Origin of the sequence: Humibacillus xanthopallidus, assembly GCF_006717145.1 — a bacterium.
GTDB lineage: Bacteria > Actinomycetota > Actinomycetes > Actinomycetales > Dermatophilaceae > Humibacillus > Humibacillus xanthopallidus.
The window spans coordinates 883,331-899,316 of sequence record NZ_VFQF01000001.1 but is presented as its reverse complement, the minus strand read 5'-3'; the positions used below and the strand labels follow the sequence as shown (position 1 = coordinate 899,316).

Annotated in this window: 7 protein-coding genes and 1 pseudogene; 2 read left to right on the top strand and 6 right to left on the bottom strand. The window is 68.9% G+C overall.

The genetic code is table 11. The features are described 5' to 3' along the window. Nucleotide 1: 1 nt before the first annotated feature. Nucleotides 2-1,042: a transposase gene (locus FHX52_RS24725; protein ID WP_425460100.1), complete on the bottom strand. Its 1,041-nt coding sequence runs from the start codon at nt 1,040-1,042 to the stop codon at nt 2-4. 102 nt (nt 1,043-1,144) lie between these two features. Next, nucleotides 1,145-1,213 (bottom strand): annotated as a pseudogene (locus FHX52_RS24720) (hypothetical protein); the annotation flags it as partial. 715 nt (nt 1,214-1,928) lie between these two features. Here FHX52_RS24720 and FHX52_RS04000 point away from each other — a divergent pair. Together FHX52_RS04000 and FHX52_RS03995 are read left to right on the top strand one after the other, a co-directional pair. Then, nucleotides 1,929-2,765 carry a caspase family protein gene (locus tag FHX52_RS04000; RefSeq protein WP_221630463.1) on the top strand — a complete coding sequence of 279 codons (837 nt, stop codon included), beginning with the start codon at nt 1,929-1,931 and terminating at the stop codon, nt 2,763-2,765. A 79-nt stretch (nt 2,766-2,844) separates the two neighbouring features. Continuing rightward, nucleotides 2,845-4,647 (top strand): CHAT domain-containing protein, encoded by a 1,803-nt coding sequence (locus tag FHX52_RS03995; RefSeq protein WP_185747072.1) that lies wholly within the window; start codon nt 2,845-2,847, stop codon nt 4,645-4,647. Between the two features lie 202 nt (nt 4,648-4,849). Here FHX52_RS03995 and FHX52_RS03990 read toward each other — a convergent pair whose 3' ends face one another. Genes FHX52_RS03990 through FHX52_RS03975 form a run of 4 tightly spaced genes read right to left on the bottom strand, consistent with a single transcriptional unit; the run spans nt 4,850 to nt 15,795 of the window. Beyond that, nucleotides 4,850-5,137 carry a hypothetical protein gene (locus tag FHX52_RS03990; RefSeq protein ID WP_141820115.1) on the bottom strand — a complete coding sequence of 96 codons (288 nt, stop codon included), beginning with the start codon at nt 5,135-5,137 and terminating at the stop codon, nt 4,850-4,852. Nucleotides 5,138-5,156: 19 nt separating this feature from the next. Beyond that, nucleotides 5,157-11,237, bottom strand: a complete 6,081-nt coding sequence (locus FHX52_RS03985) for an RHS repeat-associated core domain-containing protein (protein WP_141820114.1) — start codon at nt 11,235-11,237, stop codon at nt 5,157-5,159. Next, on the bottom strand, nt 11,237-14,491 hold the full coding sequence (locus tag FHX52_RS03980) for a hypothetical protein (protein ID WP_141820112.1): 3,255 nt from the start codon (nt 14,489-14,491) through the stop codon (nt 11,237-11,239). Before FHX52_RS03980 ends, FHX52_RS03985 begins: the two co-directional genes overlap by 1 nt. Beyond that, entirely contained in the window at nt 14,488-15,795 is a 1,308-nt protein-coding gene (locus FHX52_RS03975) for a hypothetical protein (protein ID WP_141820110.1), read from the bottom strand. Before FHX52_RS03975 ends, FHX52_RS03980 begins: the two co-directional genes overlap by 4 nt. Nucleotides 15,796-15,986 lie beyond the last annotated feature (191 nt).

Sequence of the window (15,986 nt, the reverse complement as noted above, 5' to 3'; positions counted from 1 at the left end):
ATTATGCCGACAGCCCGAGTAAGGGCACCGCCCTCAACAGCGACAATGCCGAAGACGGGCCGCCGGTCGGCATAACCGCGACCTCGGCATAACCCTTCAGGCCGGCGAGGGAGCGGGCCTTGGCCTCCAGGGCCCGGTTCACGCTCTTGGAGCCGCCGGTGAGCTGGACGAACCGGTTCCGCTTCACTGGTGTCGTGCCTGCGACCGCGCGCTCGGCCTTGGTGACCTGCTCGTCGATGCCCTTGAGGGTGCGCCGGGCCCGGTCGTGTTTGTACTGGTGGTCGAACGTGTGGTCCTTCCGTCGGTCGGTCGGGCCGGCCGGCCACGGCTGGGTGAAGACGTGCCCGTCCGGGATCTCCTGGATGGGGTGGCGCTTGCGCCAGGCGGTGATGACGTACGGCTCGGTCGGGATCCTCGCGCCGATGGGCGCAGGATGTTGCGGGATGCCGCACAGCGGGTCGCCCTTGCGGCCGCGGTGTCCGTGGATCGCCTGCTGCACGCGGCGGCTGATCTCGTGGAGGGCCTGCCCGCCGAGCTTGACGACGTGGAACGCGTCAAGGACGGACGCGACCTCGTCGAGCTGGTCGTCGATGGCGTTCTTGTACCCGTGGAACGGGTCCAGGGTGGCGACCTGCACGCCGGCGCGGAAGGCGTCGCCGCGTTCGATCAGCCAGTTGCGGTACACCGTCCCGGACCGGCCGGGTATGAGGTCGAGCAGCCGCGCACGGACGATCAGCTTGTCGGGGTCCTTCGGGTCCGGGTGGCGGGTCAGGTCGACCATCCCGGTCAGCTCCTTCGGTCCGCGCTTGAGCGGGGACACGTGGTGCCACACGTGCTCGTCGACGCCGAGGGTGGCCACGCCGTCGAACCGGGCCGGGTCCGCGTCCAGGGCTTCGAGCAGCGGCCGGATGGAGCGCCACACCGTCTTCCACGAGCAGGCCAGCTGGCGGGCGACGCCAGCGACCGAGGCGTGCTCGCGGCGGATCTGCTCGATCGCCCACCAGCACGCCCGAACCGTCAACAACCCCCGCGGCCGGGCCACGGTCTCATCCTGTTCGACGAACGTTCCAGTCGCACAGACTGGTTCGGCACAGGACCATCGGCGCTTGACCCAGCGCAGCCGGACCGGCCGCTCGAAACAGGGCAGGTCCACCAGCTCCACGGTGACCCGCCCGTGCGCGTAAGCGACGACCCCGCAGCCAGGGCAGCCCATCGGCGCCGGCGCCGACTCGACCATCACCACCAAGCCGGCGTCGTCCTGTTCGACCGAGGTCACGTGCAGACACTCGAGGCCCACCAGCAGGTCACAGCTGTCGCAATACGACGGGGACGGACGGCAGCGCGCGGCAGCGCACGCCGTAGGCTCGCTCATGTCGAGGTCCTTCGGAACGGTTGCTTGGTCGCTACCAATCCTGAAGGGCCTCGACCCCTATCCAGGCGCCACTGCAGTCCGGCGCGCCGTGCTCACCCCACACTCAGGTCCCATGAGCCCCGTTACTCCCAAGTGAGATCACGTCATCCTGCTGCTGCGGGAGCGCTCGGTCACGTGTCGCCTCGTCCAGCGCCCTCGGACGAGGCATGTGACAGTCGCTATTCCCTTGATCGAACGCACGGGGAGACTCGGGACCGGTCAGAAGGTACGTGACCCGTCTTGATCCAGCTTCGAACGGTCGCACGGACTCGATGCTTGTCGAAAGCCAGTTGGGTCCGTTGCGGCTCGGAACCGGCGTTCCACATTCATTTCGCGAATCACTGTCGCGATGTTGGAGATCCGCGGTTTCGCCTCGGGCTCCTGTTGTGCTAGGTAGCCTGATGGAGCAGGGGTTAGCGGCGCAGAACCTTGGACGCCTAGTCCTATCGAGTTGGCCACGAACGTGGGAGGGGTCGGTATGCCCAGGGGAATCTCACTGCACATTGGCCTCAACTCGGTGAGCCCGAAGCACTACATGGGTTGGTCAGGGGACTTGGTTGCGTGCGAGAACGACGCGCGAGACATGGCGGCGCTTGCCACCTCACTTGGCTATGGCCCAAACACTCTGCTGCTGACCCAAGCAGCGACTTCCCGGAAGGTGGTCGCCGCGATCACTGGCGCTGCGAAGTCGATGACGTCCAAAGACGCGTTCCTGCTGACCTACTCGGGGCACGGGGGGCAGGTGACGGACACCAACGGCGACGAAGCACATCGTGACTACGGCGAGATCGGCGGGACGGCAGACACCAAGGACGAGACCTGGTGCCTGTACGACCGGCAGCTCATCGATGACGAGTTATGGGCGTTGTGGGCCGAGTTCCCTGCCGGGTCGCGCATTTTCGTGCTGTCTGACTCGTGCCACAGCGGCACCATTCCGCGCGAGCCCAACTGGGATCTGCTGGCCACCGTCGCAGCCGGAGGCGGCATCCCGCGGGCCGCCGTGCCTGCCGGGCGAGCTATGCCGCGGGCTGTGGCGGACAAGGTGCAGAAGGGCAGGGCCGCCACGTATGCCCGCATCCAGCGGGCTGTCCCGGCCCGGGAAACCAGCGGTGTCACTGCGACGGTCGCCTTGGTATCGGGTTGCCAGGACAACCAGACCAGCCTCGACGGGGACCGCAACGGGCTGTTCACCGAGAACTTGCTCAAGGTTTGGGACAACGGTGCGTTCGTGGGCTCGCTCCACGACCTACGCAACCAGGTCGCCCAGCAGATGCCGCCCTACCAGTCTCCGAACTACTACGTGGTGGGCCGTAGGAACGTCAGCGCCTTGCGTCGGCCTGCTCTACGGGTCTGACCTGGTCCGGGCGATGACTACCAGCCCGAGGGGCCGCTCCCATCCAACGGTCGCCACTGCCCTGAGGCCGAATAGCTTGGTGGTCCAGGTCGTCCATGGCAGCCTCGACCAGACCAGCTTCCCAGTTGCAGTTGGCCACGCATCGGGGATGCCGTTGCGGGGTGGGGCGGAGGGATGGCTCGATGCGCACCTCCACGGCAGGTTGTCCGATCGGCTGCTCGTCGGCGCGTACCCGGAGCAGGAAGGCGCGGGTAGCTATATCGCCGCCCCTGGAATGTCCCCCCCTGGGGTGCTCGTGCTCGGGCTGGGCCAAGGGGGCGAGGTCACCGCAGAGAAGGTGGCGCGTGCCATGACAGCGGCGACCCTGGACTGGGCGGTGACACAAGCCGATGCCTTAACCGACACTCCCCTGGAGCCGCTCGAGCTTGGTGTCGCGTCTGCCCTCATCGGGACCAACCCCCTAGATGGCATACCCCTCGAGGAGTCCGTCGCCGCACTAGTCGACGGAGTCGTCGCCGCCGAGGTGCTCTTGGGCAATAGTCAGCGCCTGCGGTCTCTCGTCCGCATCGCTAGGCTGGAACTCATCGAACGCTACCTGGACCGGGCTCAGGCCGCGGTCCGGTCGTTGCAACGCTTGAGCACCGGAGCCGCGGCCAGTTCGGTGGTGCAGCTCAAGCCGATGAAGCACCTGACCCGCCGGGAGGGCGGCCAGCGGGGTCTGCCTCTGGGCGTGTACACAAGCGGCGCCTGGTGGCGTCTCGAGATTCGTGCCGCGGAACCCGAGGAGGACACGCCGGAAGGCTACCGGGACCTCGAGGTGACCTCGCTGGGTCGACGGGCAAGAGCCGATCGCCTGGTCCACCGCGTTGAGAGCGCGACGGTCGACGAGCTGGTCGCGACAGCGATTACCAGCAAGGAGCGGGACGAGCAGCTCGGCAACACACTCTTCGAGCTGCTACTCCCGGGTGGCCTCAAGCCCACGCTCCTATCGGGGGACAACGTGCAGATCGTCGTTGACCCCCAAACGGCGGCATACCCTTGGGAGGCGCTATCGGTCGAGCCGCCCAGCACGCCCGGCCAGCATCACCTGGCCCTTCGTGGCGGCATGCTGCGTCAGTACGCCGAGAGGGACGCTCTAGGGGCCCGCTTCACCGTGCGACGGCCAACGGGCTCTGACGTCCTGGTCATCGCCAACCCGCCGACCGGGGACACCGCTCCAGACCTCCCTGGTGCGTTGAAGGAGGGCCGGGCGGTGGTCGACGTCCTGCGCAGGTCTCGCCCCGACCACCCCGACTACCAGGTCCACGCCTTGCTCTGGGAAGAGGGAGAGGCTGAGACCATCGGCCTGCCGGCGTTGGCCGGGAACTACCCGTTCAGAGGCATCCTCAATGCGCTCTACGGCTACGAATACAGGATCGTTCACATCGCGGCCCACGGGTCGTACAACGCGGAGAAACCCGCGCGCTCGGGCATCCTCATCGGTCCCGACCAGTACTTGACGGCGACCACCATCAGCGAAATGCCGGTGGTTCCCGAGTTTGTGTTCCTTAACTGCTGCCACAGCGGTCGGGTCGCGTCGGCGGGTTGGGATGCTCAGAACGGGGCCGGTCACTCGCATCAGCTCGCGGCCAGCATAGCCCGGGCGCTGCTCATGATCGGCGTGCGCGCTGTCGTCGCGGCAGGCTGGGCCGTAGACGACGACGACGCCACCGCCTTTGCGACAAAGCTGTACAGCAGCTTGCTCGATGACGGTCAGGCTTTCGGCGAGGCTGTGACCTGCGCGCGCCAGGCTGCCACCCGCACGAATACATGGGCGGCATACCAATGCTACGGAGACCCCGGATTCCGGTTCCGCTCTCTGTCGACCGGCAACTACACCTGAGAGGCATGAAGGGGCTCTTCGTGCCTAGGCCTCGAGCCACCGATGGGCTGAGGGCTCATCACAGATGAGGGTGTGGGAGCAGGCGGCGCGTCGGTCGCTGGGTAGGCCTCGAGGTCCTCCGAAGATGGAAGTTCTCACACCACCGATCCGAAAGACCTTCACGTGCCCGACGCTACCTTCGCCTGACCTGATCTGACCATGTTCACGAAGCGGTGGCTTCGCCACCGATGTGGATCAAGCGCCACGCGCCCGGGCCGATCATCGAGATGACGCTCCGGGCGCCCTCGCCGAACAGGGCGAGGCCGTGAAGTCCCCGCAGGTCGATGCTCGGGGTCTGCCCGGCCGTGGGCCGTCTAACCGTGTAGAGGGCAGGGTCGGAGGGGACCACGACCCCCGCGAGACCGAGCTGCTCGGCTTTGGCGATCGCGTCGACGAAGGCCTGCGTCCAGTCGTCGCCGGTTATCGGCGCGGATTCGCGGACATTGATCAATGACGTGGGTCCTCCGATTTCAGGTGAGATTGAATGTGCAGGTCAGCTCTTCCGAGGCACCACCTGTGCCGACCCGAACGGTCATCACGACCAGGCCGATCGGCGATCCCGTGGTGAACCGAACTCGGAAAGCAACCCCGCCGACGCCGAGGAATGTCGCCGCGTCCGGGGCTTCGAACGAGCTGACGGGGTCGGGCGCGCCCGCGACCGGCGAAGCGCCCCCGACGCTCGTGACCGCCAGCGGCGTCACGATCGGCGCCGGCACGAGAACGAAGCCATCGGCGTCCCGCGCGAGCGACGCGATGGCCGCGGCTGCGGCGTCCGCCGTCGCGCGCAGCGGCAAAGTCGGCACGACCTCCACGGTGAAGCGGCGCACGGGGATGTGGACGTCGCGCGAGAGGTGCATGCCGGCCAGAGCCAGTCCCCCGGGCGGGTAGGACCCGCTCGTGCAGGTGTACACGCGGCTCACCTCTACGGGGACCGGTGCCGTAAGGCTGCGCGCGACCAAACGGTCGGTGCCCTCCACGCGGAGCACCGAGCCCGCCGGGTCGGGGACGGCGAGCGAGTACGACCGTGACCCATGCGGCGTGGTTGCGACCTGGGCCCGCTGGAACGGGACCATCGTCACCCGCTTCCCGGTGGTGACGGCCTCGCCCGCCACCGTCATCGTCACGTCAGTGACGGTGATGTCGTAGAAGAGCGTCTGTCCGCCGGCGAAGACGTTCTGCTTTCCGAGCGTGAACGCCTCGAGGGCCAGGTCGGCACCGTCGATGCGGTTGTCGGTCGTGAGCCGGTGACTGCCGAGGCGCGTGAACGCCACGTAGGCGCTGAGCATCCGCTGTACGCGGGAGCCGACCGGAACGCAGCCGAGGAGCGACGTCTCGAAGCCCAGGCGGTCGTTGCCGGGCACCACCCGCGGGTCCACATCGCGAACGGTGAACGGCTCGGCGACGTACGTGCCCGGATCGCTACCACCAACGCGCGCATTCCCGTTCGGTGGACCAGCGTCGGTGCCCCCGGTGTCGAGGTTAGGCAGCGTCCGCAGCTGCGAGGCGAGGTTGGCTGGAGCGTCACCGGGCAGTGAGGTCGCATCGAGCCGACCCGGCCCGGATGTCATCCCCGAGACACGCGGGCCCTGAACCAGCGTCGCGTTGCGATCAAGCGGCCAGTAGCGGTACCTGGCCACGTCACCTACCACCATCTTGTGGCGTCCCCACCCGTCCGGCTCACGTTGACCGTAGACCCTGCCGAGGGGGGTGTAGAGGTCACCGCTCTCCTGAGACGCCTGCTGCTCAATGAACGCGGTGTGCTCCTTCTGGATGAGCGGGATCAGCCGGAACCACCAGACGTATCCCAAGGGCAACAGACTGAAATTCTGTGTGCCGAGCAGCCAGCGCATCACTCGCAGCAGCCAGCGCGCCCACTCCTCGCGCGGGGCCGCCGCGTACTCGATCTGGCCGTAGGGGTCGAAGATCCACTTCATCCACCCCATTCCCATCTCGACCATCGCAGTCGAGTCGGCGTTGCCGAGCGGGTCGCTCGCCCCCACCCGGGCGATGCGGAGGGAACGCTCGCCGTCGACGACCGCGATCGGCTCCAACAGCTCGACCGTCGTGCCATTGACCGCAAGCACATCAGTGTTGAAGTTGGTGCCTCGATACTTCACGGTGATCCGGTCCTCCGGGCTGAGTTGGAGCGTCGAGTCACCAGCCGGCTCGACCGTGAGCACGAACGGGTTGTCCGCATCGACCGTCGCCGGGAAGTAGTCGAACCAGTCGAACACGTTGCCCGGATCGTGCGTGTCGTACATTGCCACCCGGACACCTCCGGTGAACGCCACGTTCTCGGTCAGCGTGATCATGGTCCCGGAGCGTGTCATCGAGCGTACGACCGTGTTGTCCCCGTGGCGCACGATGATCCGCCCCTCTGTGCGGATGGAGGTGGTGTCGGACTCGCGGGTCAGCGACAGCGCTCCCCCTCCGGGCTGGACTGTCGCGGCATACAAGTCGCCAGTCCCGGCAATCGCGCGGCCCAGCCCGTAGAACGCCTTGCCCAGCAGCCAGAAGATGCCACCCCACGTCGACCCGGCGGCCACGTTGAGCAGGCCGCCGTGCGTGGCCAGCTGGAAGCCGGCGAACCAGCGGTCGAACGTTGTCGCTCTCTGCTGCTTTCGCACGCTCACCTGACCTGTCGGCAAGGCGCCGCCGCCGACGACGGTCACCGCGTACACCGTGCCGTTGATCGCGGCGACCTTCACGCGTGGACGGCGCGACCCCTGCACGAGCTGGAGCTCGTCGCCGACCCCGATCGCCACGCCGGACGTGTCGGGAATCTTGAGGTTCCACCGACTGCCTGAACCGGTGGCGACCGTGGCATCCAGGAAACGGGAGTACTCAGGCAGCTCGGTGTCAGTGTTGAGGATGCCCGGCAGCTCCATCGCCAGCATCGGAAAGAGGTTGAACCACAAGGGGCCCCACTGCGCGTACTGGATCGTGTGCTGGAGCTCGTGGTCGGTCAGCCCCTGGATCCGCGTGACCTCGGTGTCCTCGCCCTCGGGCACGAGGAAGGAACCCGGCCCGAGCGAACCGGTGACCGAAGCCGTGCCACCGTCGGTGTAGGCAACGGCCACGATCGACGTGTCCGCCCCGGTCTCGAGGTCGTCGACGGCTCCGTCCAGCAGCAGTGCTGCACCATCACGCGCAATGGTCGCGACGAACCGGTCTGCCTCTCGAGTCAGCGTCGACACCGTCACGCCCGGCGCGTCGAACGTCTCGCTGAACGTGACCTCGACCTCCTGCGCGGCGCCCGTCACGACCGCGGGATGCGTCACCGTTCCGTCGACGATCCCGCACGCGCGCCCCGGGGGGCACGCGTCGGTGGACCAGACGTCGAAGGTCGCGGTCGTCGTCGCGCCAGAGCCGGAGCGGCTGCCACCGGTCCCGAGGAACGGTCCACCGGTGCCCGGATCGTTCGTGGCAACGGCGCTAACCCGAATGAGATCACCTGCGGCGAGTGCGGGGCCGCCCACCAAGCTGATCCGGCCCCCGCTCACGCCTGAGACGCGGTGCCACATGTCGCCTCTGCCGGTTCGGTCGGTCACGTTCACAAGGTCGCCGACGACGAACCGAGGGAATGGCACGTCGATCGCGGCCCCGCCGATGTCGATCTGGGGCTGGACGAGCACCTCGGAGGAGGCGGTCGCCTTCGCGAGGTACGCGTGACCGATGGGGGTCAGCCCGACGAGGCGAAGCCCGGAGGCACTCAGGTCGATGGGCCGGTCGAACGTCGGGGTGAGGCGGACCTTCCGGACCGCGGCGACGCGACTGCCGGCGAGCAACGGCCGCCCCGGCTCGAAGCCGCCCACGACCGCGGTCGACGGCGTCACTTTGAGGATTCCACGCACGATGTCGCCGGTCACGAGCGCCTTGTGCGCCGCGGGTGTCGCGCCCGCCACCTTGGTGAGGAAGACGGCCGGTGCCGCGGAAAACGGCGCCGGATCGGGCAGGACGAGAGCCATCACGTCCGCACGGCTGATGGACCCGATCGAGGCCCCCGTGATCGCGAAGCGCTCGGTCGTGAACGGGGCCGACCCCGCGATCGGCCGGTCGATGACCGCGACGTCGTGCAGCGGCGCGCCAGTGACGATGCGCGCGTGGGCCACTGCGCCCGCGTCGCAGCGCACGACGAGGGTGCCCGCGCTCCCGTCGGGCGCGGCACCCGGAAGGGTCGGCACGTACGTGATGACCGCCGCTGCCTCCGCGCCCTCCGAGCGAGACCCGATCACGGTGCCGGCATTGACGGGCCGGAAGGTGATGGTTGCCGCCCCGGTCACCGGGGCAGGCAGGGCTCTGTCGAGCACCACTTGGCTTGCGCCGCTATGGGACTCGACGCGGACCGCGACGTCCGTCCCGCCACCGCTGACGAGGCCGACGGTACCTGGCGTGGGCCGGGTCCCCGCTCCGAAGTCGATGTTGGCGCCCGCCATGGTGACGGTGACAGCAGCCGCACCCACTGCACCCAGCGTCAGCAAGATAGGGCCGCCCAGACCGGCCGGAAGCGGACGGTCGATGGGTATCTGCGCCTCGGTGCGCGCAACTCGCGCGACGGTGACGCTGGTGCCGGAGGTCAGGCGCAGAAGGTCGTTGACGGCATGCGTCTGGGTCGTGCCGTGCAGGTCGATCGAGTTCGCCACCGGACCGCTGTTGCGCGACTCGACGCTCGTGGGGGCGGTGGAGATCTTGGTGACCGTGATGCCGCCCTGCGTCAGACCACCCAACGCCACGTCCAGCTGGAGCCGCTGCGCCGACGCCGCTGCGACGATGCCGATGAGCGAGGCGATCGCAAGGTGCGTCCCGTCGGACACGAGCACGCGGTCACCGACGACGAGACCGGTCGCGGATGCGGCGGTGAGGAACGACCGGCTCTCGAGGTGGCCCGCCGCGACTGTGTACGGGCAGAGCTCAGTGATCGCACAGCTCAAGTCTCGACGCGTGTCGAAAGCGGCGTCGAGGTGAATCCCACCGGTCGGGAACCACGGCGTGAGGGTGCCGGGTGCGACCGCGACGCCGACTCCCCCATGGCGCGTCCAGGCGGGTGCTGCGTTCGAGGACACCCAGTCGCGACCACTGAGGCTCATCGACTGCAGCACTCTTCGCGGGCGTCCCGAGGGAGTGATCGACAGAATCGACCCATAGTGCGTGAACTCGACCGGGGACCCTCCGCAGTCGATGACCTCGCCGCGGTCGAGATCGCTGAACTCCACATCGGGCGCCCACACGATGTGCTGCGTGGTGAAGGCCCGCGGCGACTGGTTGAGCTTGGTGATCAAGCCCGGGATGAACCCGTCACGTCGGACCCCGAACCCGCCGTGACGAGGGCTCGCGACGAGGCCGCTCGTGTCGAAGAAGTCATACTCGAGACCGAGCGGGCCCTTGAACGGAGCCAGGATCAGGCTCATGAGCATGTTGACCGTCCAGTCGATGCCGAAGAACGTCAAGAGGTTGTTCTGCAGCGACCACGTCAGGTCCGAGATGACCAGACCGGCCGAGATGCCGCCAGTCGGGTCGGCGCGACCGACCGGGTCGCCGCGGCATACCTCGTAGGCGGATCGGGGCGCCGCCTCGGCAGGAATCGGCCCTTCGTACACACCGGCGCGCCGCGGGTCCGACTCGCCGCCGTCAAAGGGGTCAGGGTCGCAGAAGCTGCCCGTCACCGGGTCGAGGCGGCGCACGGGAAGGTGGACGAGCCCGCCGTGGACCTGCCCGCCGAAGAGCCCGGGCACGCCGACGAGGCCGAGTAGTCCTTCGCCGTATGCGTCGCGCGGCACCCGCAGTGTCCTCGTCGGCTCCACGACACGAACCGGCGTGGCGGACGGGTCAAGACTGAACACCGCGCCCAGCGGCGAGCCCACGCTGCCGTCGATGCGGGCCAAGCAGCGGCCACCATCCCAGATGTAGACGTGGTCGACCGCGCCAGACGCGTCTAGGGTCGCCCAGCATCGGCCGCACTCGTCGAGATGGTCATGGAGCGGCCGGCTGGCCGCGAGGCGGTCGCCCACACCGCCATACGCGACTGCGGTACTCACGCCACCCTCGTGGACCGACCGGACGCGGCCCCGCGAGTCGACGACCATCGACCGACTCCCACGCGGTCCGTCGATGTGGACGAGCCCGTGGTCCGAGTAGCTGTAGAACCACGCGTGATCCGGTGGAGCGGGATCGACGCCCGTCGGAACACAGGCGACGACGCGACCGACGGCGTCGCGGCGGATCTCGACCCCGTCGACCTCCACCAGTCGGTGGTGGGCCCAGCGGTACCGTTCAGTCCACGACTCACGCGGTGTCGTGATGTGCCTGACCACCCCGTCTGACATGGCGCGCTCGAGAACAGTGCACACGCTCGGCCAGGTCTGAACGCCGTCGGCGTCGGTGGTGAGGTACTGACGGCCGCCACCCGACACACCGACGAGCGCACCCGTCGCCCGCTCGCGCTCGAACTCGAGCACGCCAGCGCCGGGGACCACCAACCGGGTCACCACGACCGGGTCGAGGCCGGACCGAGAGATCGAGGCCCACGGGATCTCGGTATCCGCATTCACCATCACGCCACCTCCGTCGAGACAGACACCGACACCGACCCGTTGGACTCCGCGTATCGAATGGACTCGAGGACGTCGACGATCTCGTCGCGCACCGCGTCGATGAGCAAGGCGATGGCCTCGGCCACCTCGGGGACGAGCGAGTTGACCGCGTCGAGCATCCCGCTCACGTCGAGCTCGCGCAGCTCGTCTCCCACGGCTGTGAGCTGCGTCCCCACTCCCGCGAGAGCGTTGACCGGCAGGATGTCAGCGACTCGTGCGACCTGGGTCTCGATGCCGGTGAGATCCGGCATCAGGCCCGCCGGATCGAGTCCGCGCAGCGCGGCGGCCACCTGGGCCACCAGACCGTCGACCTCGCGCGCCAGGACGAGGGGATCATAGGCGAGCAGCGCTGCCTTCACCTCGGCGTGGACGGCGCCGAGCTCGTCGGCAAGCCGTCCCGGATCGAGCAGTGACATCTCCTCGCGCACGACGTCGAGCACCCCGACGTAGCGCTGCATGAGCGTGCCGGGGCTGAACTCGTGGATCAGTCGACGAACTCGCGCCTCGAGTGCCGGCAGCTCAGACTCGACCGCCGTCAGGAACTCGGGCATCGCGTCGACGATCGAGGCGAAGAGCGCGTCGAGCTCGGCGGCGATCGGCTCAGGGTCCAGCGCCGCGAGGAGCGCGTCGACATCGGCGAGCACTTCGGCAGGAACCACCTGCTCCAGCATCTCGACAGCGAGGTCGAGATCGTGCGCCGCCGATCCTGAGAGCGCTACCGCTGCCAGGCGGCAACGCTGCTCGACCAGCTCGCGTTCGCCTTCGAGCTCGACATGCAGTGCGCCAGGCCCGGCCGAGGCCACGAGCGTCATCGAGACGTCCACGTCGACCCCGCCGGCGGTGACCGCGGCGGATCCTCGAAGTGCCAGCTGGGCCTCGACCTGCGAAACGGCGACCGGGGCCAAGGCAGCCTCGAGGGCCCGGTCGACCATCCGATCGAGCGAGACCACGCGGTCGCGCACGTCGCGAAGGCCCTCCGTGGCGCTCGACAGCCCCCCCGAGATCGCGGCCAGCACCTCACCCGCCGGTCCAGCGCCCAGCCGGCTCAGGGCCTCGCGAAGCTTCGCCGGCAGGAAGCCGATCAACCGCACGATGTCGCCCGGACGTAGGTCCGGCGGTTGGTCCTCACGAGCTGGACCCAGCCCGCCCCGCGGTGACTCGCCGGCAGGCGGTGTCGTCGCGTCGGCGCTGACAGCTCGTCGTGCCGGCTCGACAGCGGTTCGAGCGACGGCTTCGCCGGCCTGCGACATGACCGACGCGGCGCGTGTCGTGATCGCCTCCGGACTCGGCACCGGGATGGCGCCGAGGATCTGCGAATACAAGTCGATGGCCGGCCTCAGGATGATCCGAGGGTGCACTCGGTCGACCAGCGCGACGATCTCGGCGAACACGTCGGCCACGGGTGCGATTAGCTCCGCGACGTCCACCGCGTCGAAGACGCTCGCCGCACCGTCCAGCAGCTCGGTGACCGAACCGTTGAGCTGGCTGAGGTCGAGCTTCTCGATCTCGCCGAGCACCCCGGCCATCATCGCCTCGAGCTCGGCGACCACGTCGGTCGGGACGAGCGACTGGATCGCGTCGGCGACGGCCGCGAGGCCGTCCCGAACCGTCGTCGCGATCTCCCCCGGGATCTGCAGCTGGCTCGCCACCTCGCGCAGCGGACCGCCGATCGCCGCATCGAGGTCGATCGACTCGAGCGTCTCGACGAGCTGTTCGACCGCGTCACGGAGGGCGTCGGGCATAGGCGCGTTCGCCACCAGCTCCGAGACCTGCTGCTGGAGCTCGTCGAGCGAGGCGGCGATCTGAGCGGCGGCCTCGGCGATACCGGCGTCCTCGATGGCCACCGTGATCTCGTCGACGACCTCCCGGAACTCGCGCAGCCCGTCGACGGCACGCAGCAACACCTGCTGGGCTTCGTCGGCGACCTCGCCGATACTCGCCGTGATGCTGCCCATCGCGTCGTCGAGATCGTCGAGGGCATTCCTGACGACGGTCTCGAGCTCGGTAACGGCCACCTGGACGAGGGCCGCCGGATCGGCCTCGGTGAGAGCTGAGGAGACCTGCGTCAGGAGGCCGCGGACGGCCTCGGCCGGTGCGTCGAGGTCTGCGTCGGCGATCGCCTTGGCAGCCTGGGCGATCCCAGTGCTCACCTGCATCCGAAGTTGGCGGATCGGGATCTCCCTGAGCAGGTCCCGCAGCCACTGCTTCACCACCTCCACCGAGCCGTCGATACCGGTCAGGATCACGTCGCTGGCAGTCGACTCGACGAGGTCGAGCACCTTGTCGAGCTCCGTCATCGCGGTGGCCGCGTCGATCCTCTCGACCGAGGCGCGGACGCCGGCGATCATCGCCCGCCACGAGTCGAGCAGGTCGAAGACCGTGTCGTCGGCCGCGCTCAGCGTGCCGCGCAGGTCGGCGATCAACCGGAGGCCGTCGTCGAGACGGATGGACGACACCGCCCCGGCCACGGAGCGGAGCGCGGCGGCGAGCTGGCGCACTGTGCTCGCGCGGACCTCGGCGAGCGCCGTGAGCGACTGCCTCAGCGCGGGGGCATCGCCCGCGTCTGCGGCGACGCGCACATCACCGAGAGCGCGCACGAGGCCGTTGGTCAGGTTCGGGTCGATGATGATCGCGTCGAGGCGCGCCGTCAACTGCGTCGTCCACTCGCCGACCGCGTCGATCGACGCCGTCGGGAACGGCAGCAGGATCTCGAGCGAGGGCGCCACCAGCGCCGCTGGCTCCGACGGGAGCCCTTTCTCGACCGTCTGGACCAAGGCGCGGAAGCGGGAAAGTCGGCCACTCACGACCGCGGCGTGATCGCCGAACTGACCCCCGACCCGCTCGAGCGCATCGCCGATGTCCTTGCCGCCGAAACCGATCCGCTTGGGATCGCCGGACACGACGGCGATCAGGTCTGCGACGACTCGAGCCGCCGTGGTGATCGCCTCGACGTAGTCGCCGAGCGGGATCTGGGCGTCGACCTCCCGCAGCAGCGCGGTGAACGCCGTGAGGATGGGCTCGACCAACGACTCCGGGTGCTCGAAACCGTCGACCGCCGTCTGGATCACGGCGCCCAGGTCGCCGAGCACCGACATGGCGGCCCCGTCTCCGACGAGTGCGACCAGGTCCTGGCCGTTCACCGTGACGGCGATGGAGTCCTTGGCCTCGACGATCGCGGAGAGGTCGAGCGCCTGGAGTTCGTCGAGGAGGCTCATGGTTCGAACTCCATGACCGCGTTGGCGATCGAGACGGTGCAGAACTGGTCCGTGGTCACCGCCCAGCGGTCCGTGCCGGCCAGGGCCACTGCGGTGGAGACGGTCTCGGCCCCGGTGAGGTCGATAGTCCGGCCGCCCACGCTGACCCGCTCGCCCTCCGGTCCGGAGGCGATCGCGAGCCGCATGAGCGGCTGCGGATCGGCGATCCAGTGGAACCCGCCCCGCGTCGCAAAGAGCCTGATCTCGACCGGTGCCGACACGGCCACCTCGCCGAGGTCGAACCAGACCTGGAGCGGCGGGTCGCGGTCGACCGGCGGTGCGAGCCCCTCGACGGACGCCGAGACGCCCAGCAGCTCGAGGGTGAGGTCGGTCGATCCGCGCGGCCAGCCGATCACGCAGACCTTGCGGAGCACCTGGTCACGGAGGGCCTCGGGTGGGAGCGCTCGCACGACCGCGCGGTCGCGGACGGTTACGCCACCCAGTCCCGCATCAGCTTTCGGGACCTGGTCGGAGACAGGGTGGATCGCCATCCCGTGATGGGACACCGTGACGTCGGCGAGCGTTCGGATCGGCTCGCGTCCCGGATGGGGCGGCGGCACAACGATCTCGGTCGGCGAGCCGACGGACTCCGCGCTGAGCCGTCCCTTCAGGGCGCGCTCGATGACCCCGCCGGTGGTCGTCCACAGGATCGAGGCCCTGCCCACCACGTCGCTTCGAACCGTGATGACTGCTGCGATCGAAGTTCCGTGCACCCCCGTCGCGCCGAGGTGCCGGTTGAGGGCCGCCGTGACATCGACCCGTGCCGTTTCACGGATCGGGCCCGCGAGCGCAAACAGCTGCGCACCGCCGGGGTCGTCGACGTGCAGGCCGACGGGCATGGGTGCGGCATACAGGGTCACGTCGCCGTGCGAGAAGGTCTGGGGTTCGAACTCTGCGGGACTGTGCTTCTTGACGAGCTTGACCTTGAACCGCGACCCGGCCACGCCCGGAAGCCCGAACATGGACCCGGTCAGTGACGCGCCCGGCAGTTGCGGCGGCACCTCATTTTGGCGTGGAAGCTGCGGCGCGGCGGCCACCGGGGCCTGAACCGTGCCGCCCGTGACCGGCGACAGGATCAGGTGGCAGTCGCCGAGGTCGGCGTCCGAACGCACCGCCTGCTCGCGCTCACCCTCGATGCGGACGAGGCCCGGGATGGAGATGCCCCCGAGCAGCGCGCCGGGCACGGGCGAGACGATGTCGATCTCAACGACCCGGTCCTTGCCGCTCGCAACCACGCCGAGCGAGCGGTTCGGAGCGGAGGTCACCGGGTCGATCGTGAGGAGTGAGGAGTCCACTCGAGCGCCGGTTGCGCCTGCTACAGCCCGCCACGTCTCCGAGAGCCGGTAGCCCTGTGGGGTCACGTCAACCGGGTCCGGCCTGACGACCGCAACGCCCCCTATCGCGACGCCCCCGGCGCCGCGTGGAGCTTGCGCCACGCCGACGTGTACGGATGGGG